A 26,833-nucleotide genomic window follows, 5' to 3' on the forward strand; every position below is an offset into this window, starting at 1 on the left:
GGTGATCGCGTCCGTCTTCAAGCAAGTGTTGTGTCACGCTCCCGTGAGTCTAGCAAGCGCATCGTCCAAGGCCGCCGCCGGCAGCTCGATCAGCCGCGGCGCCTCGGTGAACAGCAGCGCCGCCGAGACCTCGCGTCCCGGATAGAGCGGCTGAAGCAGCGCGCGATAAAGTGCGAGCTGCAGAACATAGGCTTGCGGCACTTCGGCGAGCGTAGCTGGCGCTGGCCGATTGGTCTTGTAGTCGACGATCGAAACCTTGTCCGGCGTTACTGCCAGCCGGTCGATCTTGCCGGAAATCGAGCGCAGTTTGCCCCTTACCTCCAGGCTGCCCATGATGGCGACTTCGGCGCGCGAGTTTGGCGCAAACAGCGGCGCGAAGCGGCTGTCGGCAAGAATTCTGAAAACGCCAGCCAAGGCCTTGTCGTGCTCGTCGTCGAGCCATTCCGCGCCGGCTCTTGCCAGATAGCGTTCGGCGGCATCCCGGCGTTTTCCCTCGGCGATGCCGGGCAGCATCTGCAGCAATTTGTGCAGCGCCAGACCGCGCATGACGGCAAAGCCGGGCTCGGCGTCGGCATCCAGTACCGGCGAACGCGTGTCGGCCACCGCTTGCCGCGCCTCGTCGATCAGCACCGAGGCGCCGGACGGCGAGAGCGGCCGCGGCAATTCCTCGAAGGGCGGCAGAGGCCGGAACAGGGTTTCAGGCAGTGGTGCAAAGCGTTCCGCCTGTCGTGCCTCATTCACTGCCGCCAGTGGCATGGGCGGCAGTTTCGTCACCTGGAAACGATGCACGGTCTCGCCAGTGGCGGGATGCCGGCGTTCTTCGCTCTCCGCGGCACCGACCAGTGCGCGGCTGACGATCGAATGCCAGGTGCCGGTATTCGGCGCCCGCTTGCCATGGTAGCCGCAGACGATCAGCCGATCCTCGGCGCGGGTCATGCCGACATAGAGCAGCCGGCGGTATTCGTCATCGGCGAGCTCGCGGGCGCGGGCCGATGCGGCGCGTGAAAACCCATTGGCGACATCGCTGGCCGAACGCCAGAGATAGCCCTTGCCCTCCCAGCAGTCGCCCGAGCCTTCGAACGGCATCAATCTCGGCAGATGCTGGTCGCTGAACGGCGCGGAGCCGCCATCGACAAGGAATACCACCGGCGCTTCCAGGCCTTTGGCGGCATGCACGGTCATGACGCGAACCTCGTCGCGGGTCTGGTCCATTTCGCGCTTGATCTCGGGGCCGGCGTTTTCCAGCGTCGACAGGAAGGATTCCAGCCCTGGCAGGCCGGTTCGCTCCTCGGCCAGGCAGAAATTCAGGAATTCGTCGAGGATATCGCCGGCCTCCGGACCGAGCCGCGCGATCATCTTCTTGCGCAGGCCGTCGCGGGCGAGAGCTGCGGCATAGAATTCGAACACCGGCTTGAATGCGGCCTCGTTCGACCATGTGTCGAGCCGGCTGACGACTGCGGCCAACGCCTCGCTTTCGCCGACATGCCGGCGCAGCGAGGCGATCAGCGAGACGCCCGACGGCCTCTGGGCAGCAAGCGCGAAAAGCTGCTCTTCCGAAACATCGAAGATCGGGCTGCGCAGCACGGCGGCCAGCGACAGATCGTCCTCGGGCTGGATGAGAAAATGGCCAAGTGCGATCAGGTCTTTCACCGCGACGTGGCCGGGCAGGCTGAGCCGGTCGGCGCCGGCCACCGGAATGTCGCGGCGCTTCAGCGCCCGCGTCAGCGCATGGACGAAGCGATCGCGCTTGCGCACCAGCACCAGCACGTCGCCGGGGCGGAGTTTCTTGCCGCGGCCTTCGATGACCTCACCGTTGCCGATCCAGCCGGCAATCGTTGCGGCGACGTTTTCAGCGACGCGGACTGCCGGCGCGTGGGCATGGTCGACCGCTTGCGTCCAATCGTCTGGTTCGTCGACGACGTTGGCGCCGATCGACGGCCAGACCTCGACATGACCCGGCGCATCGGTGCGGATCGCCTTGTGGTCGAGCGGATCAGGATCGTGGCTGATGCCGCGCCGCACGTTCGGGTCGGCAAAGACCCGGTCGACGGCGGCAAGAACATCTTCGGTCGAGCGGAACGACCAGGTCAGCTTGAGATCGGCGAAGGCGGCGGCGGCGGATCTAACTTTGCCGGCAAACAAAAGCCGGCTGTCGGCAAAGGAATCCGGGGCGGCTCCCTGGAAGGAATAGATCGACTGCTTTTCGTCGCCGACAGCAAAGATGGTGCGGTGGACCGCGTCGCGTGCGCCGAGCCCGGCAAAGAACTCCTCTGCCAGCCGCTTGACCACCTCCCACTGGTCGGGACTGGTGTCCTGCGCCTCGTCGAGCAGGATGTGGTCGATGCCCTGGTCGAGCTTGTACTGCACCCAAGGGCCGGCATCGGGCCGTGCCAAAAGGTTGACCGTGCGGGTGATCAGGTCGTTAAAGTCGAGGAAGCCGCGGGCGCGCTTCAATTGCTCGTAACGGGCGATCAGCCAGTCGGCGATGGTCAGCGCCGCACGCGTGCCTTCCAGCATCCTGAACAAGGCCAGCCGGTCGGAGATTTCGAGAATGGCGTCGACCGCCGCCAGATAACGTTCGGCAAGATCGGGCAGCCGGTCAAGCAATGCCCTTTTAAATGTCTTTGCCGGATCGTAAGGCTCGCCGTCGGCCCTCAGGAAAGCCTTGGAGAGCAAATTCAGGCGACGTACCGGATCCTCCTCGGCAAAGGCAAGGCGGGCGTATGGCAGCAGATTGTTCAGCACGATGCGCGCATCGGCGGCCTCGGCCGCCCGTGAAAAGGTGACGAGATAATCCGGCAGGAAGCCGGGCAGCGGCCAGACCGAGGCGGCTATACCTTCGGCCGTCTGGCCGGCGCGGAAATGGAACTCGTCGAACAGCGCCTGAAAACCATCGCCGCCGGCCGCGGCGATGAACGCACGCAAACCATCGCGCTTGCGCACGATCTCGGCCAGCAGTGCGTCGAGCCCATGCTCGCCGCCGCGCTCCAGCACGGTGGCGAAGGCCTCGGACAATGCCGCATCGCCTGCAACGCCGCCCGAAATCATGTCGCGGCGGGCGGCGGCAAACAGCGAAGCCTCCATTTGCGGATCGAGCATTTCGAAATGCGCAGGGATATTGGCTTCCAGCGGGAACTGATGCAGCACCGATTCGCAGAAGGCGTGGATGGTCTGGATCTTCAGCCCGCCCGGTGTTTCCAGCGCCTCGGCAAACAACCGCCGCGCCCGGCGCATGGTTTCGCGGTCGGGCTGGCGGCCGTCTAGCGCCTCTATCCGTGTCGAGAGCTCGGTATCGCCCAGGGCCGTCCATTGCGACAGGGTCGAAAACACCCGGTTGGACATGTTGGCGGCGGCGGCACGCGTATAGGTCAGGCACAGGATCTTGGACGGATCGGTGCCGCGCAGCAGAAGCCGGATGACGCGCTGGGCGAGCACATGGGTCTTGCCCGATCCGGCATTGGCCGACACCCAGGCGGAATTGCGCGGGTCGGAGGCGCTTGCCTGGCTGGCGGCAGTGTCGCTTGGAATGGGGTAGGCCTTTTTCATGCCTCTCCTCCCTCGTCGTCGGCATCGCCGCCGGCCGACCATTCGAGCACGCGGGCGAGATGGTCGTAATCGCCGTCGGTCTCACCCTCGCGGAACGGCAACGCCCGCGACAAATACCCGGTCGTCGGGTCGGCATAGTGGATCAGCAGCTTTTCCAACCTCGCCCAGGCCTCTTCGGCGAGATCGGCGGCGGTTCGCGGCTTGCGGTTGTATTCGAGGATCGATTCTTCGAACACCTCGCCATTCGGCCTCAGCCGCACGAAAGCCAGTTGCGACGGCTCACAGGCGCCAAGCTCCTTGAAGGCGCCGCGACGCAGCAGCGCGCCCTCCAGCGCCAGTTGCGGCGCGAGCAGCGTGTGCGCCTGCGCTTTGGATGGCGAGGAGCCGGTCTTGTAGTCGAGGATGTCGGCCATGCCGCCAGCCAGCAGATCGATTCGATCAGCGTAGCCGGACAGGGTCACGCCGGATAGGCCGACACCGGTCTTTTCGGCGCGTTCCTCGGCGTGCCGCCGTGCCACGGCGGCGGCCCGGCCGCGCTCCCATTCGATGATGCCGGCGGCAAGCTTTTCAAAACGCGGCCACCACACCGCCTCGACATCGGCGGGCAGGGACGCGTCGGCAAAGCAGGAGCGGCCTGCGGCGATGAGCCCGTCCAGCGCCTCCGGCGCGCGCGGGTCGGCCACCCTCGCCGAGAAGAGGTGCAGAATGGCGTGAAACAGCGTGCCACGCTCGGCGGCGCCCGGATCGCGAATGACCGGATCGAGCGGCATCAGGCCGAGTATCCTTCTGGCATAGACCGCATAGGGATCGCGGCGTAGCGTTTCGATCTCGGTGACCGAGAAGTGGTGCGGCCGCGCGGCGAGCGGCGGCTTCGGCTGCGGCCTCGGCGCAAAGTCCTGCTTTTCGCCGGCATCGAGCGCACGCGCCCAGGCAAGCAGTTCGTCGCCGCGCCGGCGAAGTGCAGCAGCTTGGTCCTCGCCGACGAATGTAAGGATGCGCTGCAGCCAGCGCGAAGGTACCGACGGTGCGTCGCCGGAGCGGCCGGAGCGAGCCAGCACCACTTTTTTGGCGCCCATGGCCATCTGGAAATCATGGGCGGCAAGGCCGATGCGCCGCTCGGGCGGTTCAAGATCGATGCCGGTCTTCATCAGCCGCGACATGAAGCGGTCGCTCTCCGGCTTGCGCGGCCACACGCCTTCGTTGAGCCCGCCGACGACCAGCGTGTCGACATCCTGAAGCCGCGCTTCCAGCGCACCCCAGATGGCGATGTTCCTGTCGGTGCCCTGCGCCGGCTTGACCGTCTCGGGCGCGATCAGCGCCTCCATCACGTCAGGCCATTCGTCAGCGGCGAAGGAGAACGACACCGAGGCCGCGACCAGCCCGCGCAAGAGCTCGGCGAGCTTTTCGCCGGCATCGCCCGCATAGAGTTCGCTCAGGCTGCCGTCAGCGGCGCGGCCGAGACTTTCGAGCGCAACGACGCTGGCGCGCACAAGGGTGGCAAGATCGGCATTCTCGTCGCAGCGAAAAGCAACCAGCGGCGCCAGCGCGGCCGTTAGCCGGATCAGCAGGTCGCGCGCCTGTTCGATGCGCCTGACCGAAAGCCGCGGCCACCAGAAGGGTGGGCGGCGATTGCCGCCGCCGTCGAATTCGAGGAGCCGGGTGTCGAAGAGCTGCGGCAGCGACGCCACGTCCGGACGCCCTGTGCCGCCGCGCAGCCCCACGAGTTCGACGATTTCGGCCGCATAGCGCACGCTTGCCCTCTCCAGGCCGAGGCCAAGCAGGGGATGTTTGAGCAGCGACAGCAGGGCGACGGGGTCGCCCGGGCGGAAGGCTGCCTGAAGCGCCAGCCTGAGCAGGCTGGCGGCTGGTGTGTTGATCAGCGGCGTGCCGCCGGAATCGTCGGCGGCAACGCCGAAGCGCAGCAGCTCGACTGAGACGCGCCGCGCCAGAGCGCGGTCGCCGGTGACGAGTGCGGCGCGCCGGCCGGGCCGTTCGACGGCCTGTTTGAGCGCGACAGCGATCGCCACGGCTTCGTCGCGTTCGCTGGCGGCTTCGAGAAGCGTCACATCGGCGAAGGCCTCGGCAATATCGCCGGCCCTAAAGCGGGCGCGCGTCTCGGCCCAGAGCTCGGTGGTCTCCGCCGGGCGCAGCGCTTCGCCGACAAGTGCGGCGCGCAGCGCAAGCGGTCGCGGCGCAACAGCAATCTCCTCGACATCGGCGCGCGGCACGCCGATCTTGCCGATCAACTTTGCCAGGCCGTATTGCGGGTGGCCAAGCACGGCTGGGCGCGCGCCCGGTGTGGTGATCGCGGCAAAGGACGGCTCGTCCAACGCCCGGTCGAGCCCGGGCAGCACGACGGCGCCATTGGGCAGACCGGCGATCACGGCAAGCAGCTCGGCCGTGGCGGGAATGGAGCCGGTGGAACCGGCGGCGATCACCGGTCCGGCTGGCGGATTACGCTTCAGCCGCGCCGCCTCCAGCCTTATCAGGGCATTACGATGCGCGGCCGGATTGGAACGATGGCGTTCCTCGAGCAGGTTCGGCCAGTTCTCCGTCACGATGGTCAGGAAGTCGAGTGTCACCTGCCACCAGCCTGCAAGATTGCCGGTTACAAGGTCGGCGAGCCTTGCCCAATCCGTGCCTTCGGTGTCGATCTCATCCATCAGGCGTGCAAGGTCGCGCGCCAGCCAGATGGCGTCGGCGGCGGAGGCCGGTATGACGATCTCCTCGTCGAACAATGCCGCGACATGTGCCGGCAGGCGGCGTTTCCACGCCCGCACCAGCGGCGCAAGCAGCAGAAGACGCTCGACCGCGGCGATCGGCGGCGCAAGGTCGATGGCGACCGAAGCTCCTGCCTCGAAGGCGGCTTCATCTTCATCGAACTCACCAAGCGGGCGGATGACCGGCAGGATCGCCGAGCGGCTTCCCGAGCGCGAGAGAGCATCGACGAAGACGCCGCGAAGCGCCCGCGCCGCACGGCGCGTCGGCACATAGATGGTGAGATCGGCCAGCGCCAGCGGATCGCCGTCATAGGCGAAGCCGGGAACCAAGCGCCCCGCAAGCAGCGCCTCGGCCAGCGTCGGCAGGAACGGCGCTCCGGGCGGGATCGAGAAAACGCGGCGGGAGCCGCTCATTTCGACTCGGTAAGAGCGCCGGGTGCCTCAGCAACAGCATTGGGCGTGCCGGCAAGCGCGGCGGCGACCGCTGCTTCCGCCCGCGAGATCGCGTCAGGTGTGCCGACAGTAATCCAGTGGCCCTGCATTTTCATGCCGAACAGGCGGCCGGCGGCGATTGCCGCATCGAAATAGGCGTTGAGAGAGTGTGGACCGGCCGGCGCATCCTTGAAGATGCGCGGATGGACGATTGCGGCGCCGGCATAGATCAGGCCGGCCGGATCGTTGTTCGCACGCCGCAAGGCGCCGTCCGGCGCCACCAGGAAATCGGTGCCGCCGCTATGTCCGGTTGCCGACTGGAGATCCGCAAGCATCAGCAGAATGTCCATTGTCGCGCCCTCCCATGCAAGGGCAAGACGCCTGAGATTGGAGACGCCGCTGTCGATCCAGAAGGTGTCGGCGTTGAGCACGTAGAAGGGCACCCCTAAACTGGGCAATGCCTTGACGATACCACCGGCGGAGTCAAGCAAGCCCCTGCTCTCATCCGAGATGACGATTCTCGGCGCACTGCGGCGGGCTACATGGTCCACGATCTGTTGCGGGAGGTAATGGACGTTGACGACGGCCGTGGCGACGCCGGCTTCGGCTAGGCAGTCCAGCCCCCAGTCGAGCAATGTCTTGCCGGCGACCTTGACCAGCGGCTTCGGCATGGTGTCGGTGATCGGCCGCATGCGCTTGCCGAGGCCGGCGGCGAGCACCATGGCGGTCGTCGGCATCGGCTGCTCATCCGACGCCTTCAGGCCCAAATCCTTAGCCGTCAAATCGAGCGTTCCTCCAGCAAGCCGTGGGCGATGTAGAAATCCTGCAGCCCGGCCAGCGCCGGATGCGCCAGTGCCCGGCGAAGATAGTCGCGGATGCGCGGCAGATGCTTCAGATAATAAGGCTTGCCGTCGCGTTTTTCGAGCCGCACGAAGATGCCGAGGATCTTGGAATTGCGCTGTGCGGCCATGATTGCATAGGTTTCGCGGAATTCGTTCTCATCGAAGGCACCGGCAGCGCGTCGCGCGGCGATGTAGGCGGCGAGCGTGTGCTTTTCGATTTCGGGTGAGATAGTGACGCGCGCGTCCATGGCGAGCGAGGCGACGTCGTAGGCGGACGGCCCGATCAGCGCGTCCTGGACATCGACGACGCCGAGGCGATCGTGACCGGAACGGTCAGCGCGCCAGATCAGGTTGGGTGAATGGAAATCGCGCAGCATCAGCGTGTATTCGCGCCCCTCCAGCCGATCGAGCACCGCACTCCATTCGCTGCGGTAACCGGCGCGCAGCGCCTCTCTAGGCGGAGCGCCTGATATCGCCGGGACATACCAGTCGACCAACAATTCGGCCTCGATCATCATGGCGTCGCGGTCGAAAGGCGGCACCTCATGGAAGACGCCGGGGCCGGCCTGCATGCGGGTCGGCCATGTTTTGCCGTGCATCATGGCAAGCAGTTCGGCCGCCGCAGCGTAGCGCTCGGCCACCGGCTGGCCGCGCTTGTCGAGAAACCCTTGGGAACCGAGATGCTCCAGCAGGAGAAAACCCTGGTCGAGATCCTGGGCATAGATTTCCGGGACGCTGACGCCGCCGGCCCGCAAGGCCCGGTCGATGGCGACGAACGCCGAAACGGATTGCGCGGTGTGAGCGATCTCGACATAGGGTTTGCCGTCGCGGACTGGCGGTCCGAGCACCAGCCTTGGCGAGTTCATCAGCACCCGCAGCGGAAATCTGGCGAGCGTGACGATCTCGTAGGAGCGAGCCGAGGCATCACCGATGAAATATCGTCGCTGCGCTTCGCCCCAACCGGCCTGCCCGAGAAAATCGCGCATTGCCAGCGATCGCGCCGCGCGCTCGAAGGCGGCGCCCTCTCCCGATAGTCTCGCCAGTCGGCCGTCGCCCTGCTGGAGAAGTTCGACCAGCACCGAGGTTTTCGGCAGATATGCCTCTGCCCGCTCCGGCCATTCGACCAGCGCGGCGCCTTGCGTCAGCGCCTCGTCGAAGCCCAGCTCGTCCAGCTCGGATGCCGTGCCCAAGCGGTAGAGATCGAAATGATGAACCGGCACACGCGTGTCGTAGCTCTGGACCAGCGTGAAGGTCGGGCTCGGCACGTCGAGTCCGGCATCGTCGGCCAGTGCCCTGATCAGCGCCCGTGCCAAGGTCGATTTGCCGGCGCCGAGATCGCCCTTGAGGGCGAGCACGTCGCCAATGCGCAGCGACATGGCGAGATCCTCGCCGAACCTTGCCGTCGCAGCCTCGTCGGCGAGAAAACGCTCCAGCACCAATACCGCCATCGAACGCGCTACTCGGCCGCCGCGCGGATGCCGGACGGCGTGTCGGGAAAGGCGCAAACAACCGTGGTGCCCTTATCCCTGCCGGTCTCGATGCGGACGCTGCCGCCATGCAGTTCGACAAAGCTCTTGACGATCGACAGGCCGAGCCCGGCGCCACGGCGGCGGCCGCCATTGGTGCGCGGCTCGAAGCGCCGGAACACTGAGTCAAGCAGGTCCGGCGGCATGCCGGGGCCGTCATCGTGAACGGAAAATTCCACGCCGTCGGCAAGTTGGCGGCAGGCGAGCGTTATGGTGCTCGCCTCCGGCGCGTAATTGGCGGCATTGCTGAGCAGATTGTAGAGGATCTGGCGGACGCGGATCTCGTCGCCGTGGAAGGTTTTCGGCGCGGCCGCCGCGTCGATCCTAAGCTTGATCGCATGTTCCTCCAGCCGGTCGGCGACCAGTTCGGCGGCAGCCGTAATGGTTCGATCGATGTGAACTTCGGAAATGTCGAGTTCCATGATGCCGGCATCCACCGTCGCCAGGTCGAGGATGTCGTTGACGATGGTGAGCAGGACCGAGGAGGACGAGCCGACATGCCCGATATATTCGCGTTGCTTCTGGTTCAGCGGACCAGTCGACGGCAGTGAAAGAAGCTCGGTAAAGCCGATGATGTTGGTGAGTGGCGAGCGCAGCTCATAGGAGACGTGCTGCACGAATTCGTTCTTGATCTGGTCGGACTTTTGCAGCGCCTCATTCTTGTCCTTCAGCGCCCGCTCGACATTGACGCTGTCGGTAACGTCGACGAAGGTCATCATCACCTGGCCGTTGGGCAAAGGGATGACGGCGTAGCGCAAAACGGTGCCGTTGTTCAATTGGGTTTGGCCGTGGCGGTCGCGGCGCTCGTCGTCGAAGCCGGTGATGGCGGCAACGAACCCGCCCCACGGACTGTCGACGGCACGGCGGTCGCAAAGGTCGCGGATCGTCGAGACATGGACGTTGGGTTTTGAGGCATCGGCATCCAGCCCCCACAATGCCGCGAACGCCGGGTTCGACAATCTCAGCCTGCCGTCGGGGCCGAACACAGCGACGCCTTCGGCGAGGTTGTCGAGCGTCTCGCCCTGGACCCGGACGGCGGTCTGGTAGCGGCTTTCAAGGTCCATCTTCTCGGTCAGGTTCTCGAACACCCAGGTGACGCCGCCCTTGGGCTGCGGATTGGCGACGACGCGAATGGTCTTGCCGTCCGGCAGATGCCACCAATGCTCCTGCGATTCAACCGCGCGGTAAGCGCCGAGCAGGCTCTCTTTCCAGCGCCGCCATTCGGGCTGCTCGGCGATCTTGCCTTCGCTGCGCAGGCGGTCGAGCAGCAAGGCGTTGTCCGGCGCGCTGTGCAGGAAGCCGCTGTCGAGGCCCCATAGTTTCTGGAACGCCTGATTGAAAAACCGCAATTTCTGATCGGTGTCGAAAATCGCCACGGCGGTGTTGAGCTGATCGAGCGTGTCGGCGTGGCTCTGCATGGTCCGCTCATATTCGGCGCGAATGGCCTCGATAGCGCTGATGTCGCAGGCAAGACCAGCCGAACCATCCGCCCAGGCAAAATCGGTCACGGCAAACATACGGCGGTCGCCTTCGATGACCGTGGAGAGCGTCTGTTCAAAGACCGCGCGCGACTTGTGCTGCGCAGCGATCGTGTCGCGCGCCTGGCCGCCGAGGAATTCCTTGCCATCGCGGACCGCCGCTTCGGCATTCTCGGCCTCGACCGCTTCGGCATAGGCGCGGTTGACCCATTTCAGCCGCCCGTCGACAGTACGCAGCCATGACGGCATCTTGAGCGCATCCAGAAGACCGATCAGCGTCTCATGGTCGGCGGCTAAGCGCTGGTTCTCGATCTTCAGCCTGGCCTGGCTTCGCTGTGTCTCCGAAAGCGAGACGAAGCGAACCAGCACATGCGCCGCACTCTTGCGGCCGTGAACCTCGAGCGGCTGGCCGGCCTGCGATTCGATGACCAGATCGAACGGCTTTGCCTTGTCCCGCAGTGCCGCGACGGCATGTTCGAGTGCGGCCGCAGAACGCGGCATCAGCCAGCGGCCGAAAGCCAGGAAGGCCGCCCGGTCCTCCGGCGCGCCGCTCTCGATCGGCAATGTCCCGACAAGCTCGGGCTTCTTGTTCTCGGCCGCCCATACCACCACGCGCTGATCGCGGGAATGGAGCAGCGCCTCCGAGCGCTGCAGCGCGGCATTGACGTCGGCGATACGGGTCCTGAGCTCGGCATTTTCCGCCGCGGTGCGCGCCCGTTCGCGGATCAGAAAGATGGCCGACAGCAATGCCGCCCCCATGACGCCGACGAACATGGCGAGTTGCATGACCTCGACCGTGCTGACCGACAGCCCGGCCTTTTGCGCCACGCGGGTTTGGGCATGTGCAGTAAAGCCAAGCAGCGGACCAACCAGCGCGGAAGAAGCAAGCAGCACCCCGACACGGCTGCCGGCGCGCCATAGAAGGCTGCCGCCTCTGGCAGCGGAGCCCGTGATCGAATCGTTATGGCCGCCGGAAACGGCCTGTCCCGCGCAAGGCGGGTTATCCCCCGGCATGTCTTGGTCCTCTTCGCCGCCTGAATGCAAGACCGCCCTGATGCGTGCGCCCGGGCCTCGTCCCCGGACCGCGAATCAGCACCATAGCGCTTGCGCGAATCGGCGTGAAGAATCAATCAGCGCAAAAATAAAGCCGGGCGAAAAGTCAATCGCCCGGCTTCAATATCTAGTGGCAAGTTTCGCCGTGGTTAATAGCGGTAGTGTTCCGGCTTGAACGGTCCCTGCGGAGTGACGCCGATATAGGCGGCCTGTTCGCCGGACAGTTCGGTCAGGCGGGCACCGAGCTTGTCGAGATGCAGGCGCGCGACCTTTTCGTCGAGATGCTTCGGCAGGACATAGACCTGGTTCTCGTACTGGCCGGGCTTGGTGTACAGCTCGATCTGGGCCAACACCTGGTTGGTGAAGGACGCCGACATGACGAAGCTCGGGTGGCCGGTAGCGTTGCCGAGGTTGAGCAGGCGGCCTTCCGACAAAAGGATCATCCGCTTGCCGTCCGGGAAGGTGATCATATCCACCTGAGGCTTGATGTTGGTCCATTTCAGGTTGCGCAGCGAGGCCACCTGGATCTCGTTGTCGAAGTGACCGATGTTGCCGACGATCACCATGTCCTTCATCAGGCGCATGTGGTCGAGGGTAACGACGTCCTTGTTGCCGGTGGTGGTGATGACGATGTCGGCCGTCGGCGCTGCGTCTTCGAGCGTGACCACCTCGAAACCGTCCATCGCCGCCTGCAGCGCGCAGATCGGATCGACCTCGGTGACCTTGACGCGGGCGCCGGCGCCCTTGAGCGAAGCCGACGAGCCTTTGCCGACGTCGCCATAGCCGCAGACAACCGCGACCTTGCCGGCCATCATCGTGTCGGTGCCGCGGCGAATGCCGTCGACAAGCGATTCCTTGCAGCCATATTTGTTGTCGAATTTCGACTTGGTGACGGAATCATTGACGTTGATCGCCGGGAACGGCAGCAGGTCTTTTTTCTGCAACTGATAGAGCCGGTTGACGCCGGTCGTCGTCTCTTCGGTGACGCCGCGGATCGCTTCCTTCTGCTTGGTGAAGAAGCCGGGCGATGCCTGCATGCGCTTCTTGATCTGGGCAAACAGGATCTCTTCCTCTTCGCTGCCCGGATTGGACAGCACATCCTCGCCGGCCTCGGCGCGGGCGCCGATCAGGATGTACATGGTGGCATCGCCACCGTCGTCGAGGATCATGTTGGAGGTGCCGCCATCGGCCCACTGGAAGATCTTGTCGGTGTAGACCCAATAATCCTCCAGCGTCTCGCCCTTGACGGCAAACACCGGAATTCCGGCCTCGGCAATGGCCGCGGCAGCGTGGTCCTGGGTCGAGAAGATATTGCAGGAAGCCCAGCGGATATCGGCGCCGAGCGCCTTAAGCGTTTCGATCAGCACCGCCGTCTGGATGGTCATGTGCAGCGAGCCGGTGATGCGCGCGCCCTTGAGCGGCTTCTTGTCGCCGAATTCTTCGCGGCAGGCCATCAGGCCCGGCATTTCGGTTTCGGCGATCTCGATCTCCTTGCGGCCCCAGCCGGCAAGCGCGATGTCTGCGACCACATAGTCCTTGCTACCCGTCATGGCAGTGCTCCGATGCGAATTGATTGCGGGACGCGCCCGCCCCGAAAGCGTGTCGGAGGGCGCGAGTTGCCGGCCTGACTAGCAGATCGGGAGTCGGACGACAATGGGATATAAAGAAATCTTTATCCGTGCATGTCTTCGGAAGCGACCCGCACGTCAGCATTCCTCGCCAAAACGGGAAGCAACCAGTTGCTCCAGCGCATCGATGACCTCTTCGGCCTCCGGGCCGGTGGCGGTGACGCGGATCGAATAACCGGGGCTCGCCGCCAGCATCATCAGGCCCATGATCGAGGTGCCGCCGACCTTGACGCCGTCCTTCTCGACCTGGACCGTGGCGTTGAAGCCGCTGGCGATTTGAACGAACTTGGCCGAGGCGCGTGCGTGCAGGCCGCGCTGGTTGACGATCGGAAAGTCGCGAACGATCTTGTCCTTTTCCGGCAACAGCGCGCTCATTTGCTGCTCAGGAGTTGACTGGCGACATTGATGTATTTACGGCCGGCAGCCTGCGCCTCATCCAGCGCGGCCGTCATGTTGTCGCCCTTGCGAACGCTGGACAGCTTGATCAGCATCGGCAGGTTCATGCCGGCAATGACCTCGATACGCCCGGATTCCATCACGGAAATGGCGAGGTTAGAGGGCGTGCCGCCGAACATGTCGGTCAAAACGATGACGCCTGATCCCGTATCGACGCGGCCGACTGCCTCGATAATGTCGCGGCGGCGCTGTTCCATATCGTCGTCGGCACCGATCGCCACGGTCTCGAAATTGTCTTGTGGCCCAACGACATGTTCCACGGCATTGCGGAACTCGGCGGCCAGTTGACCGTGCGTTACAAGCACGAGTCCGATCATTCTTTGGTGGCTCCCGTCATCGCCGCTTCACAGGCGCATTTTATGCTCGCCGACCGTTCCAGGTGGCGGGAGCGCTATCTTGTCGACGCAAGGCCCGTTGACAAGCCCAAAATTGCGCCGGCCCAAGCCAATTTGACGCATTGCAGCAAAAAATCGAAATCGGATCACAGGAAAGGCGCAATCGACAGGCGCGACATCACTGCCGGCAAGGCCGCCGCTACATTGCGCCCGGCAAGATCGATGCGCGGCACTGGTACGCCGACAACGAGTTCGCTGCAGTCTTCCTGGAAGCGGGCCATTTTGCCGGCTGGCACCAACCGGATAATGAGGTCGATCACGCAGCTTGGCTCGAACTGTAACGGTTTGGGGCCGAATCCCGGCACCTCGACGAGGCCGGCTATGCTGGCTGGTGCGCGGCAGACCAGCCGCCCGTCGCAATCTGCAGCATAGAGCTGGTCATCGCCGATCAGCCGGGAAAACAGCCCACGCTGGCTGCAATGATCGATCAAGGCGAGCGCCAGCGTCGTCTTGCCCAAGCCGGACGGTCCGGTGATGAGAATGCCGCGATCACCTATCAGGATCGCGGTGCCGTGGATATTTTCAGGCTGCACAATAGGACCAGGCGTGATTGGAATTCATCCGTCAGCCTTCCGCCGGCAGCGTCACTACGAAGCGCGCGCCCTTGATCTCGCCAGGCTTGGTGCCCGGGATGTTCTCGGCGCTCAGCATGCCGCCATGGGCTTCAACGATCTGCCTGGATATCGACAGGCCAAGGCCCGAGTTCTGACCGAACGCCTCGCCGGCCGGCCGATCGGTATAGAACCGCTCGAAAATGCGATCGATGTTATCGGCCCGGATACCGGGTCCATTGTCGTCGATGGTGACGATGTTGAACTTGCCGGCGCGCGCCAGCGATATGGTGATGTGGCCACGTTCCTCGGGAACGAACGAGCGGGCATTCTCGATCAGGTTGGTGATCACCTGGCCGATCCTCAGATCATGACCGACGACGAAGTAGCCTTTCACGCCCTGTGGCAGTTTGGCGACTTTGAATTCGATCTCGACCGCCTTCTTGTTGCGCGTGGCCTCGCGCGAGACGGCGACCAGATCGGTGATGAACTTCTTGAGGTCGACGGTTCCCGCATCTTCCCGCGCCAGCTCGGCATCGAGACGGGAGGCATCGGAAATATCGGTGATGAGACGGTCAAGCCGCCTCACATCGTGCTGGATGATATCCATCAGCCGGCTGCGCGAATTGTCGTTCCTGGCCAGCGGCAATGTCTCCACCGCGCTGCGCAGCGAGGTAAGCGGGTTCTTCAACTCGTGCGAGACATCCGCGGCAAAACTTTCGATCGCCTCGATGCGGGCGTACAGCGCATTGGTCATGTCGCGCACGGCGATCGACAGATTGCCGATCTCGTCCTGCCGATCGGAGAAGTCGGGGATTTCCTCGCGGTTCTTGACACCGCGGCGAACCCTGACGGCTGCCGCGGAAAGCCGGCGCAGCGGATTGGCGATGGTGGAGGCCAGCAGCATCGACAGGATGGCGGTAACCAGGGCGGCAATGCCGAACACGCGCAGGATCGCCTTCCGCTCGGCCGCGACGATCTTGTCGATGTCGCCGCCTTCGGTCGACAGCATCAGCACGCCGAGAACGGCACGGAAGCGCTGGATCGGCACCGCCACAGAAACGATCTGCTCGCCCTGCTCCGAGATCCGCACGATCGTCGACGGGCTGCCGGTAAGCGCCTTGACCACTTCCGGAAACGCGGCGCCGTTGCCACCCGGCTGCTCGCGATAGACGGGCAGCTGCTTGTTGCGAAAGAAATCAAAGACGAATTTCTGGATGCGCTCCAGAAGGTCTGGCTGTTCCTCTTCGACCGGCGGCAGGTCGTAGCGAAGGATCTGGCCGCGCGAATAGAGATGGCGGGAATCGAGCAGCAGGTTGGCATCGCGGTCGTAAATGCGGGCTCGGGTCCGCGTCGGCGAGATCAACCGCCTGAGCACCGGCGCCACGCGCTCCGGATTGATCGGGAAATCGAGGTTATCGAGCTGATCGGAGCCCGGGCCGAGGCTTTCGCCGGCCTGCAACTCGAGCAGCTTCTCCGGATCGATGCTGATCGAATCGGTCTCGACCGTCGCCGAGGCGGCGATCGCGCCGGCGATGATCTCGCCTTGAGTCATCAGGCTCTCGACACGGGCGTCGATCAGCCCGTCGCGAAAGGTATTGAGATAGAGAATGCCGGTGACCAGGACGGCAAGGCCGGCAAGGTTGAGAAAGAGGATACGCCGCGTCAGGCTGGAAAAGATGTGATGGCCGAGAAACCGGCGCATCGGCACCGTAATTTTCGACACGAAGGCGGGCAGAATCCGCGGCGGGCGCCTGGCGGCGCCCGACCGTCTCACTCGCTCTACTTGCACTGCCATCGAATAGCAGCTCCCGCTCGACTCAAGCTTCGCGGAACCGATATCCGACTCCGTAAAGGGTTTCGATCATTTCGAAGTCATCATCAACGGCCTTGAACTTTTTGCGTAGCCGCTTGATGTGACTGTCGATGGTGCGGTCATCGACATAAACCTGCTCATCATAAGCCGAATCCATCAGCGCATCACGGCTTTTTACAACGCCCGGACGCTGTGCCAGCGAATGCAGGATGAGGAACTCGGTGACGGTAAGCGTCACCGGCTCGCCCTTCCAGGTGCAGGTGTGGCGCTCCTGGTCCATGACAAGCTGGCCGCGCTCAAGCGACCGAGCCTGCTGGTTGGGCGCCTTGGCAGCCGCCTCGCGGGTGCTGGCGCGGCGCAGCACGGCGCGGACGCGTTCGACAAGAAGACGCTGCGAGAAGGGTTTGCGGATGAAGTCGTCGGCGCCCATCTTGAGGCCGAACAGTTCATCGATCTCGTCGTCCTTGGAGGTCAGGAAGATCACCGGCAGGTCGGATTTCTGACGCATCCGGCGCAGCAACTCCATGCCGTCCATGCGCGGCATCTTGATGTCGAGGATGGCGAGGTTCGGCGGGCGCGCCGCCAGTCCCTCCAGCGCCGATGCCCCATCCGTGTAGGTTTCGACCCGATAACCCTCGGATTCGAGGGCGATCGAAACCGAAGTCAGAATGTTGCGATCGTCGTCGACAAGCGCGATTGTTGCCATTTCAAGCGGCTCCCTCATGAGCTGTCCCTTCTTTCGTCGAGAAGGGGCTTTTGCAGGACAAATTAGGTACAAAATGTGGCATAGGCTGTATCCGCTGTCACGCACGGCATGTCGACGGCCACAATTGTACCTCGATATGGATTGGACGAATGAACATCGCCAATCCTTTGGGCAACCATCAGTGTTTTTGCACATATAAACGATTTAAACAACTTTCAAAATATTTAAATCGATTAATGATTTGATATCATTCGCCTTTTCTGGTTTTGACGTTTTTAGCTCCTGCAATGGGAGTTCCGGAATTCGCCGGTAAAGACGCGGTAAATCGAAGAAGGGACACCCATGTCGGAAGCCGGCAAACGCAATCCTGCATGTGCAATCGATCGGATCGGCCTAAGAACCACGGGCGTGGTGCGCTATAATTTCGGCGCGGCCGCGCTCTACGAGGAGGCAATCCGCCGTGGCGAGGCCCGACTCACCGCGCATGGCGCGCTTGCCGCCGAGACCGGGCAGCACACCGGCCGCTCGCCCAGGGACAAATTCGTGGTGAGCGACGAAAGCACCGCGCCGCATGTATGGTGGGACAACAACAAAGCGATTTCGCCGATCCAGTTCGATACGCTGCTTGCCGATTTTCGCGCCCACGCGGCTGGAAAGGACCTTTATGTGCAGGACCTGGTCGGCGGCGCCGACGAGGAGCTGAAGCTGCCGACCAGGGTGATCACGGAGCTTGCCTGGCACTCCTTGTTCATCCGCAATCTGCTCATCCGACCGGCCGCCGCCGAACTCGAGCATTTCATGCCCGATTTGACGATCATCGACCTGCCGTCGTTCCGCGCCGATCCCACCCGCCACGGCACGCGCGGCGAAACGGTGATTGCCGTCGATCTTTCGCACATGATCGTGTTGATCGGCGGTACCTCGTATGCCGGCGAGATGAAGAAGTCGGTGTTCACCGTGCTCAACTATCTGCTGCCGGCAAAAGGTGTGATGCCGATGCACTGCTCGTCCAATGAAGGGCCCGTCGGCGACGCGGCCGTTTTCTTCGGCCTTTCCGGGACCGGCAAGACGACGTTGTCGGCCGACCCGTCGCGCACGCTGGTCGGCGACGACGAGCATGGCTGGGGACCGCACGGCATCTTCAATTTCGAGGGCGGCTGCTATGCCAAGACGATCAAGCTTTCGGCCGAAGCCGAGCCGGAGATCTTCGCCACCACCCAGCGCTTCGGCACGGTGCTGGAGAATGTGGCGCTCGACGCAGGCCGCGTGCCGGATTTCGACGACGGCGGGCTGACCGAAAACACACGCTGCGCCTACCCGCTCCACTTCATCCCCAACGCCAGCAAGACGGGGCGCGCCAGCCACCCGAAGAACATCATCATGCTGACCGCCGACGCATTCGGTGTGATGCCGCCGATCGCGCGGCTGACCCCGGCGCAGGCCATGTACCATTTCCTCTCCGGCTATACCGCCAAGGTGGCGGGGACCGAGAAGGGCGTTACGGAACCCGAAGCGACATTTTCGACATGCTTCGGCGCACCGTTCATGCCGCGGCATCCGTCGGAATACGGCAATCTGCTGCGCGAGCTCATCGCCCGCCACGGCGTCGATTGCTGGCTGGTCAACACCGGCTGGACCGGCGGCGCCTACGGCACCGGCAAGCGAATGCCGATCAAAGCAACGCGGGCGCTGCTTGCGGCGGCGCTCGACGGCTCGCTGAAAGCGGCCGACTTCCGCACCGACGCCAATTTCGGTTTCGACGTACCGGTGACGGTTGCCGGCGTCGACCGCGCCATTCTCGACCCTAGATCGACCTGGATCGACAAGCCCGCCTACGACCGGCAGGCGGCAAGGCTGGTCGGCATGTTCGTCGACAATTTCGAAAAGTTCGAAGCCCATGTCGACGCCACCGTGCTCGGCGCCGCACCACGCATGCAGATAGCGGCTGAATAGCCGTCGCCCCTGGTGATGCTTCAAGGCCCGGCTTCGATCGGGCCTTTTCTTTTTTCGCCTGCCGCGCCATGAGTGCGGCATGAACGCCGACGACAAGATCATCATTACCGACGATGCGGTGATTAATCCGGGCGACCTGCACGAGGACTTCATCCGTTCGTCCGGCCCGGGCGGCCAGAACGTCAACAAGGTGGCGACGGCAGTGCAATTGCGCTTCGATGCCGCCAATGCGGCCGGCCTGTCGGAGCGGGTGCGCGAACGGACCATCAAGCTTGCCGGCCAGCGCGCCACCAAGGACGGCGTCATCGTCATCGAAGCCGGACGCTTCCGCACCCAGGAGCAGAACCGGGCGGACGCCCGGGCGCGGCTGACGGCACTGGTCGCCAAGGCCGCCGAACCACCACCACCGCCGCGCAAGAAGACAAGGCCGTCCAAAGGCGCGGTCGAAAGACGGCTCAAGAGCAAGGCCGGGCGCGGCTCGATCAAGAAACTGCGCGGCCGGGTCGGGGATGAGTGACAGCCAAAGCGGCTTCGGATCTCAGATCGCCGGTTAAAGCGCGCAGCCACCGTCGGAGGCGGCTTTCGGGTCGCCGTTTTCATTTGACGGTGGCATTCTGATTTCTCCAGACCAACGGATTAAGCGACGCGATGCTCGTACTGCCCAAAGGCGTCCGCCATATGCCCGGCTACCTGTCGCGCGCCATGCAGGAAGTGCTGGTGGAAGATATCCGGCAGGTCGTGCAGAAGGCGCCGCTGTTCGTGCCGGCGATGCCGCGTACCGGCAAGGAGATGAGCGTGCGCATGACCAATTGCGGTCCGCTGGGCTGGGTCACCGACAAGGAGCACGGCTATCGCTACCAGCCGACCCACCCGGTGACCGGAAGGCCTTGGCCGCCGATCCCGGAGATGCTGCTCGAACTGTGGCGGGATGTATCTGCCTATGCGCACCCGCCGGAAGCCTGCCTGGTCAATTTCTATTCGCAGGATGCCAAGATGGGTCTTCACCAGGACCGCGACGAGAGCGATTTCTCCGCGCCTGTCGTCTCGGTGTCGCTCGGCGACGATTGCCTGTTCCGGGTCGGCCAGACGACGCGCGACGGCGCCACCAAATCGTTCAGGCTGAGGAGTGGCGACGTCGTCGTGCTTGGCGGCGAAGGGCGGCTCTGCTTTCACGGCGTCGACCGTATCTACCCGTCGACCTCGGCATTGCTCAGGAGTGGCGGCCGCATCAATCTGACGCTGCGACGGGTGACGATGCCGAAATAGGCTGTTCGGGTGGCCGGTGGCCCGGGCGGACATAATCGTCGCGCAGATAGATGCGCTCGGTCTCGTCCTCGATAAGAATGCGGTAGTGCGCCAGGATGGCGTCAAAGCCAAAACGCCCCATCAGTTGGCTTGTCCACATTGTGTTGTTTTTCTTGAAGACGACGATATCCGGGCGCAGACGCGCGAACTCTTCGCGTTTGCTTTCGACGTAGCGCGCCATGATGGCTCGGTAACGCGTGGCTTCGGCGGTGTCACCCGAGAGAGCTGCCTGCCGGGACAGGGAAAGTGCGAACGCTCCAAGCCAATCGCTGACGTGGGTCGAAACGAACTGCCCATCGATCATACGGTTCAACGGATGTCCCGAGGAAATATCCGAACTGACCAACGCTACGGTCGGCCGATCGGTGGCGGCGCGAATTGCGGCAACCAGTGCCGGCCCTGGTTTCTGGGTGCTCCAATAGGGCAAGAAAGCGATTGCCACCGCCGCCAATGCCCAAGCTCGCGAAGGAGCCGTCACGAACGTCAACAGCTTCGACGGCTGCTGCACGATCCTGGGCAGTGCCAGCAGGCAGAAAATGGCTGCCACAGCGCAAAAGATCGCGGGATAGGCATGATAAGACCAGCCTTTGGCTTGGTAGAACAGGGGAAACATGCCGGCGATCGATGCAGCCAACGCTACCGCCGCCAGCTCTGGAAACCGCCTGGCCGGCCACAGCCACCAGATCAGGAAGACAAGGAAACACCACGAGAAACCGTAGCCGATCACAATCGGCCAAAAGATGCCGATCTTTGCATAAACATCCGCCAAGAGGGGATAGATGTCGCGCACGAATTCCGGATGGATCAGCGTGACCGTGCTGAGATAGACAACGCAGATTCCGCCAATGACCCAGTGTTCCAGGGCGAAGATCGATTTCAGACTGCGCCGGCGCACTGCAACGACCAGCGCCGGCGCCAACACCATGATCGCATAGTAGGGCTTGACCAGCAGCAGAATGCTGCCCGACAGGCCGGCGAGTACGGCGAGCCCGGGGTCTGGTTGGGCAGCTGCATCTCTGCGCGCGCGCCAGGCATGAAGCGCAAGCAGCGGCATGAAAAGTGCCATGCCGATATGCTCCCGCTCGCTGAAGGCATTTCCGGGGAAGACCACCAACATTGCGCAAAACGCTGGCCCCAGTGCAAACAATGATGCAGTTTCGGTGAAACCCGCACGCTTGACGATCACGCCCGAGAGCGAAAGTCCGATAAGCACGGCAAGGTATGTCCAGGCCTCAACCAGGATTTCCGGGGCGGTGCCCAGCAATCTGGCCGCAGCCACTGGCGGCAGATAGAGCCAGACGCTGAATGGGGGATTGGTCTCGTAGATTTGCGAGTAAAGCCGCTCACCGGACAGCATACGCTCGCAGACCGTGATCAGCCAGCTAGTGTCGGGAACAGTCCCCCAACGTCGCTGCCAGAAGATCGAGAAGACGGTGACTGCGGCAATGGCCAGGACATTGCGGCTAGGAAGCAGCGACGCCGCAATATCCCGGTCGCGCCAGCGGCTCAAGCCGCCAATGTCGTTCGAGACGCTCATGCTGTTGCACCGAGGCTCTCGAGATCGAGCCATATGTCGTCCAGCGGAGCGATTGGATCCAGCCGTGTCATGGGTTTCCGGGGGCTCCTGCTCAATCGGTTTGGAGCGGCGCAGGCGCCGTGTAACGCAGATAGACAGTGATTTCCGGCTCGGCGTGCAGCAGACGATAGTCGGCCAAGGCGACCTGGATCCGCTTGTCCTGCAGCATCAGGGCAGTCCACGCGGGCGAGCCTGACAGCACGATATCGGGCTTCTTCGCTGATATCTCGGCGGCGTTTTCGCCGATCACCCGATCGCGGATGCTTTCAAGTTCCGGTCTCCGTTCGAGATCGCCGGTGACGCGGGCGAGCGTGTCCGCGTTGGAGACCGCCCAGGCGCTCGGATGGCGTGATGTGAACCTGCCGCCGACCAGCCTGGCGAGGGGATGGGCAACCTGCATCTGGTCGGCAATCGACATGATGGTCGGGGTTTCGACCGTTGCGCGGATCGCGGCGACAGACCGGGCGATCGGGCCGTTATCCGTCGTCAGCGCCGCGTACTGTGCCCTGACCGCTATTTGCAGCACCAGCACGCAGCCGAAGATCAGGGCGGCCTTGCGAACGAAGCCTGCACTGCCGAATGTGCCGAACCGCACAAGCTGGATGCCAAATGCAAGTGTCGCAACAACGACCATCGGCAGCGCGTGATTGGGCCAACCCTTGCCCATGACGATGAAGGCCGGAATGAACCCCAGGGCGGTCAGGAGCGGAATCCTGACGTCCCAGTTCGTCTTTCTCAGGCCGCCGGCCGCAAGCACGGTGGCGGCGGCCAGAAGCAGCACCACTTTCGGCCAGTTTGCCAGCATATCGGCGGCAGAGGCCCTCAACGGAAGATAGACCTCCCTGACCAAGGGCAGGACGTCGCTGACGTAAGCGCGGTCGAAGAGCGCGATGGACGCGATATAGGCGGCCACGATCGCAGCGCCCACCAGGTTCTCTGCGACGAAGAGCGGTCTCAGCGACCGCCTTTCAAGCGCAAGACAGAGCGACGGCAACATGAAGGCCAGCACAAAATAGGGCGGCTTGACCATGACCACGACCGCCGCGCCGAAGCCCGCGACCATGTGCTCCAGGCGCGAGCCCGCGCTGAAATCCAGGTTCCGCTGACGTGTGCATTGCAACGCCACCCAAGGCAGAATGGCAACCAATGCGAAGTGCTCGCGTTGGCCGAATTGATCCGGCATGAAACACAGGATCAAAAACAGGGCCGCCGCTGCCGCCCACAGCGCATGGGGCTGCCGATAGACCGGTTCATCGCGCGCGAGAATGTGGACGGAAACGGAAAGACTGGCCAGGCTCAGGCAAACGACGCCAAGCGTCAGCCAGAATTCCGCACGCATGCCAGTGAGCTTTTCCAGGAGCATGAACGGCATGTAGAGCCAGATCGAGAAAGGGGGGTTGGTCTCCACGATGTCGGTGTTGAGCCGCTCTCCGCCAAGCAGGCGGTCGCAGACGACCAGAAGCCACGACACGTCAACATTGGTCGGAATTGCAACGGTCGATAGCCAGACGGCGTATGTGACGACCAGACTGGCCAGCAGCAACGGAGCACCCGCTACGCCCACAAAGGGCGAGAAGCGGTTGGCGCCGGGCAGCAGTTCACTGAGGGATCGCGCGCTAGAGACCACGAAACACCCACCGCCCGAGGACGACATAGTTGATGACCGGCACGGCAATGCAGGTGAGCAGGATCGGGATTGCGGCAGGGACGCCGAGCATCTGGGTCAAAAGCCCCGGCAGGGCGATCGCGACGGCGAGGCCGGAAGCGGTGAGCAGGAGGAAGCGGGGCAATTCCATAGCGTGGCTGCCGCCCGAGGTGAACGTGAAATATTTATGCCCGGTGTAGGAGAACAGCGCGGCGACGGCGTAGGCCGCAAACGATGTGAGCGCCGCCGGCAGGGCCGCCGTTGCCTGTCCACGCGACAGCAGAAAAGCGCAAACGGCGTAGATCAGCGTCGACGCGATGCCAATCAGCGCAAAGCGCGATAGTCGACGATACGAGCCGGTGCCCATGACGCGGTCAAGCTGCCAATTTCTCGTCGAGGCGAGCGGTTTCGACGGCGCTGTCCTCGCGGAATACCGCCAGCAGCGAAACCCCGAAGGGCAAGCTTGCATTTGGTATGATGCGGCCTTCCGCCGAAAAGACTGCCTTCATCGCCGCATTCAGTGGTTTTGGCGGCGTGGCATGGCCGGCTGGCAAGGCCGACTTGCGCAACCTGTCCACCAGTCGTGCCAGCGCCGCTACCGGGAAGAGCGCGGCATTTGTGTAGCTCAGCCGGTCGATCGCGAAACCAGCCCTTTCGATTCGTTCACGCAGCAGATTGCGTGAATAGCGCCGCATATGATGCAGCCCCACATCATGCGTGCTCCACAACCATTGGTGTGCGGGCACAGTGAGGACGACGCTGCCGCCCGGTTTCAGCACTTGGCGGATCGCGGCAAGCGACGCCTCGTCTTCGGCGACATGCTCCAGCACGTCGAACAGGCAGACGAGGTCGCAGCTTTGCGGCGCGACAGGAATGTTGTCCGGCAGATGTCCGGCGAGGAAGTCGCGGCCGGTCTTTTCCCAGGCAATCCTGCGCGCGAGATCGCTCATCTCGACTGCCGTCACTGCGCCGAACTGCTCCAGCATCCGGATGTTGCCGCCGGTGCCGGCGCCGATCTCGACGATGCGCGCGTTTTCAGGCAGGCCGATGCTGCGAATGACCGCCTCGGCGATGGCGCGACGCCCGCAGAACCACCAATGCTCGTCTTCGGTGGCGGCCATCTGTCGGTAGGCGTCGATCTCCATCAGCTCATTCCCTCATATTTGCGGCGCACGATGTAGATCGGACGCTGCTTGATCTCGGCGTAGACCCTGCCGAGGTATTGTCCGATGATGCCGATGCCGAGTAACTGGATGCCGCCAAGGAAAAGAACACTGACCAGCAGGGAGGCGTAGCCGGGCACATCAACGCCAAAGATCATTGTCTTGGCGACGATCAGCAGGCCGTAGAGGAACGACAGCGCGGAAATCGTCGCGCCGACATAGGTCCAGATTTCAAGCGGAGCGGTGGAGAAGCTGGTGATGCCTTCGAGCGCGAAGTTCCACAGCTTCCAGCCGGAGAATTTCGACTGGCCGGCGATGCGCTGATCGCGGACATATTCGACGCTTGCGGTGCGGAACCCGACCCAGGCGAACAGGCCCTTCATGAAACGACGGCGTTCGGGCAAAGACCGCAGCGCCTGGATGACCTGGCGGTCGATCAAACGGAAGTCGCCGACATCGTGCGGGATCTTCTGCTGCGCGATCCAGTTGTGAACGCGGTAGAACATCGAGGCGGAGCGCTGCTTGAGAAAGCTGTCGCTCGACCGATTGGCTCGCTTGGCCAGAACAACCTCAAAACCCTCGCGCCACTTTTCCACAAGCAGCGGAATGACATGCGGCGGATCCTGCATATCGACATCCATCGGAATCGCTGCATCGGCATCGCAGCTGTCGAGCCCCGCGGTCATCGCGGCTTCCTTGCCGAAATTGCGTGAAAGGTCGATTACGTGGATGCGGGGATCGGTTTGTTGGGCTTCGATCAGCTTTTCGAGCGTCGTATCGCTGCTGCCGTCGTTGACGAAGATGAACTCGAGGGCAACGCCTTTGTCCTTCAGCGGCGCGGTGCTTTCGCATACCGCCTTCAGGAATGGAGCAATTGCGCCTTCCTCATTGTGGACAGGCACGATCAGGGCAATCGTTGCGCCGCCGCTGCCCGGACGTGCGATGCGGTCAGCTGCCGGCTGATCGATGTTTAGGAATGGCGCATTCATTTGTTTGCCGAGCCCGCAGATCAGGCCCGACAATAGAAAGACTGGGTTAAGATGACTTTAAGGAATGTCCCGGGATTTCACAGTTTCCTAAGCGCCACTTCCTCGACCAGATGGTTGGCGCCCTTGCGCAGGATGAGATCGGCACGGGCGCGGGTCGGCAATATATTCTCGCGCAGATTCTTCAGGTTGATGTTGGTCCACAGGCCCTCGGCGATGGCGCGGGCCGCATCCTCGGAAAGTTGCGAATAGCGGTGGAAGAAGGAGGCCGGGTCGCGGAAGGCGGTTTCGCGCAGCCGCATGAAGCGGGCGATATACCAGTGATGGATCAGCGCCTCCTCGGCATCGATATAGATGGCGAAGTCGAAGAAATCCGACAGGAAAGGCACGATCTTGCCGTCCTTGGGCAGCTTGCCCGGCTGCAGGACATTAATGCCTTCGAAGATCAGGATGTCGGGCCGGTCGATGGTCTGGAACTCGCCCGGAATGACGTCATAGGTCAGGTGCGAATAGACCGGCGCGCGGACGTTGCGCTGCGCCGATTTGATGCCAGACAGGAAGCGCAGCAGCGCGCCGACGTCGTAGCTGTCCGGAAAGCCCTTGCGCTCCATCAAATTGTTGCGGCGCAGGATTTCGTTCGGCAGCAGGAAACCGTCGGTGGTGACCAGGTCGACCTTGGGACTCGACGGCCAGCGCGCCAGCAGCTCCTTTAGCACGCGCGCCGTGGTCGATTTGCCGACCGCCACGGAACCTGCAATGCCGATGATGAACGGTGTCTTGGCCGCGTCCAGCGCGTTGAAGAAGGCCTGGCGTTGCCTGAACAGGAGTTGACTGGCTTCGACATGAGCCGACAACAGCCGTGACATCGAAAGATAGATGCGCTCGACCTCGTGGAGATCGACCGGATCGTTCAGCGACCGCAGACGACGGACCTCGTCCTCGGTGAGCGTCATCGGCGTATCGGCGCGGAACCGCGACCATTGCTCGGCCGAGAAGAAACGATAGGGTGAATACTTCTCGGTAGGAGCGAGCTGGTCCATCGAGTTCCTCCGCAGC

General features: G+C 63.4%; 20 protein-coding genes. 3 read left to right on the forward strand and 17 right to left on the reverse strand.

What is annotated here, in order from left to right; genetic code table 11:
* Positions 1 to 33: 33 nt before the first annotated feature.
* The 11 genes from addA to NKI59_RS00795 all read right to left on the reverse strand — a co-directional run bounded on the left by addA (position 34) and on the right by NKI59_RS00795 (position 17,149).
* Positions 34 to 3,546 carry a double-strand break repair helicase AddA gene (addA, locus tag NKI59_RS00745; RefSeq protein WP_352701721.1) on the reverse strand — a complete coding sequence of 1,171 codons (3,513 nt, stop codon included), beginning with the start codon at positions 3,544 to 3,546 and terminating at the stop codon, positions 34 to 36.
* The gene (gene addB / locus NKI59_RS00750; protein ID WP_352701724.1) at positions 3,543 to 6,680 is read right to left on the reverse strand and encodes a double-strand break repair protein AddB; all 3,138 of its coding nucleotides are present in this window, start codon (positions 6,678 to 6,680) and stop codon (positions 3,543 to 3,545) included. The genes addA and addB overlap by 4 nt, the downstream gene beginning before the upstream one ends.
* Positions 6,677 to 7,435: a nucleotidyltransferase family protein gene (locus NKI59_RS00755; protein WP_352701726.1), complete on the reverse strand. Its 759-nt coding sequence runs from the start codon at positions 7,433 to 7,435 to the stop codon at positions 6,677 to 6,679. Before NKI59_RS00755 ends, addB begins: the two co-directional genes overlap by 4 nt.
* A 41-nt stretch (positions 7,436 to 7,476) precedes the next feature.
* Positions 7,477 to 8,988 carry a tRNA (adenosine(37)-N6)-threonylcarbamoyltransferase complex ATPase subunit type 1 TsaE gene (tsaE, locus tag NKI59_RS00760; RefSeq protein WP_352701728.1) on the reverse strand — a complete coding sequence of 504 codons (1,512 nt, stop codon included), beginning with the start codon at positions 8,986 to 8,988 and terminating at the stop codon, positions 7,477 to 7,479.
* A gap of 8 nt (positions 8,989 to 8,996) precedes the next feature.
* Positions 8,997 to 11,558 (reverse strand): sensor histidine kinase, encoded by a 2,562-nt coding sequence (locus tag NKI59_RS00765; protein WP_352701730.1) that lies wholly within the window; start codon positions 11,556 to 11,558, stop codon positions 8,997 to 8,999.
* Positions 11,559 to 11,746: 188 nt separating this feature from the next.
* Positions 11,747 to 13,147 (reverse strand): adenosylhomocysteinase, encoded by a 1,401-nt coding sequence (gene ahcY / locus NKI59_RS00770; RefSeq protein ID WP_352701732.1) that lies wholly within the window; start codon positions 13,145 to 13,147, stop codon positions 11,747 to 11,749.
* Positions 13,148 to 13,303: 156 nt separating this feature from the next.
* Positions 13,304 to 13,600, reverse strand: a complete 297-nt coding sequence (locus tag NKI59_RS00775) for an HPr family phosphocarrier protein (protein WP_023677551.1) — start codon at positions 13,598 to 13,600, stop codon at positions 13,304 to 13,306.
* Positions 13,597 to 13,998 carry a PTS sugar transporter subunit IIA gene (locus tag NKI59_RS00780; protein WP_023677550.1) on the reverse strand — a complete coding sequence of 134 codons (402 nt, stop codon included), beginning with the start codon at positions 13,996 to 13,998 and terminating at the stop codon, positions 13,597 to 13,599. Before NKI59_RS00780 ends, NKI59_RS00775 begins: the two co-directional genes overlap by 4 nt.
* Positions 13,999 to 14,162: 164 nt before the next feature.
* Positions 14,163 to 14,609, reverse strand: a complete 447-nt coding sequence (locus NKI59_RS00785) for an HPr kinase/phosphorylase (protein ID WP_352701735.1) — start codon at positions 14,607 to 14,609, stop codon at positions 14,163 to 14,165.
* A 31-nt stretch (positions 14,610 to 14,640) separates the two neighbouring features.
* Positions 14,641 to 16,425, reverse strand: coding sequence for a sensor histidine kinase (locus NKI59_RS00790; RefSeq protein WP_352701737.1), 1,785 nt, complete (start codon positions 16,423 to 16,425; stop codon positions 14,641 to 14,643).
* 22 nt (positions 16,426 to 16,447) lie between these two features.
* Positions 16,448 to 17,149, reverse strand: coding sequence for a response regulator transcription factor (locus NKI59_RS00795; protein WP_023677547.1), 702 nt, complete (start codon positions 17,147 to 17,149; stop codon positions 16,448 to 16,450).
* 342 nt (positions 17,150 to 17,491) lie between these two features.
* On the opposite strand from NKI59_RS00795, the gene NKI59_RS00800 reads away from it, so the two are divergent.
* The 3 genes from NKI59_RS00800 to NKI59_RS00810 all read left to right on the forward strand — a co-directional run bounded on the left by NKI59_RS00800 (position 17,492) and on the right by NKI59_RS00810 (position 20,368).
* Entirely contained in the window at positions 17,492 to 19,102 is a 1,611-nt protein-coding gene (locus tag NKI59_RS00800; RefSeq protein WP_352701739.1) for a phosphoenolpyruvate carboxykinase, read from the forward strand.
* 79 nt (positions 19,103 to 19,181) lie between these two features.
* On the forward strand, positions 19,182 to 19,619 hold the full coding sequence (gene arfB, locus NKI59_RS00805) for an alternative ribosome rescue aminoacyl-tRNA hydrolase ArfB (RefSeq protein WP_023677545.1): 438 nt from the start codon (positions 19,182 to 19,184) through the stop codon (positions 19,617 to 19,619).
* 131 nt (positions 19,620 to 19,750) lie between these two features.
* Positions 19,751 to 20,368: an alpha-ketoglutarate-dependent dioxygenase AlkB family protein gene (locus tag NKI59_RS00810; protein WP_023677544.1), complete on the forward strand. Its 618-nt coding sequence runs from the start codon at positions 19,751 to 19,753 to the stop codon at positions 20,366 to 20,368.
* Here NKI59_RS00810 and NKI59_RS00815 read toward each other — a convergent pair.
* The 6 genes from NKI59_RS00815 to coaA all read right to left on the reverse strand — a co-directional run bounded on the left by NKI59_RS00815 (position 20,331) and on the right by coaA (position 26,817).
* Positions 20,331 to 21,944 carry a hypothetical protein gene (locus NKI59_RS00815; protein ID WP_023677543.1) on the reverse strand — a complete coding sequence of 538 codons (1,614 nt, stop codon included), beginning with the start codon at positions 21,942 to 21,944 and terminating at the stop codon, positions 20,331 to 20,333. The two genes, NKI59_RS00810 and NKI59_RS00815, sit on opposite strands and share 38 nt — an antisense overlap.
* Before the next feature lie 91 nt (positions 21,945 to 22,035).
* A complete protein-coding gene (locus tag NKI59_RS00820; protein WP_352701741.1) occupies positions 22,036 to 23,610 on the reverse strand; it encodes a hypothetical protein in 1,575 nt (524 codons plus the stop codon).
* A complete protein-coding gene (locus tag NKI59_RS00825) occupies positions 23,600 to 23,995 on the reverse strand; it encodes a GtrA family protein (RefSeq protein WP_023677541.1) in 396 nt (131 codons plus the stop codon). Before NKI59_RS00825 ends, NKI59_RS00820 begins: the two co-directional genes overlap by 11 nt.
* Before the next feature lie 7 nt (positions 23,996 to 24,002).
* Positions 24,003 to 24,773 carry a class I SAM-dependent methyltransferase gene (locus NKI59_RS00830; protein WP_023677540.1) on the reverse strand — a complete coding sequence of 257 codons (771 nt, stop codon included), beginning with the start codon at positions 24,771 to 24,773 and terminating at the stop codon, positions 24,003 to 24,005.
* Positions 24,773 to 25,780: a glycosyltransferase family 2 protein gene (locus tag NKI59_RS00835; protein ID WP_051406152.1), complete on the reverse strand. Its 1,008-nt coding sequence runs from the start codon at positions 25,778 to 25,780 to the stop codon at positions 24,773 to 24,775. The genes NKI59_RS00830 and NKI59_RS00835 overlap by 1 nt, the downstream gene beginning before the upstream one ends.
* A 77-nt stretch (positions 25,781 to 25,857) precedes the next feature.
* The gene (gene coaA / locus NKI59_RS00840; RefSeq protein WP_023677538.1) at positions 25,858 to 26,817 is read right to left on the reverse strand and encodes a type I pantothenate kinase; all 960 of its coding nucleotides are present in this window, start codon (positions 26,815 to 26,817) and stop codon (positions 25,858 to 25,860) included.
* Positions 26,818 to 26,833: the final 16 nt, after the last annotated feature.

The organism is Mesorhizobium sp. M0598 (assembly GCF_040320865.1).
Taxonomy (GTDB): Bacteria; Pseudomonadota; Alphaproteobacteria; order Rhizobiales; family Rhizobiaceae; genus Mesorhizobium.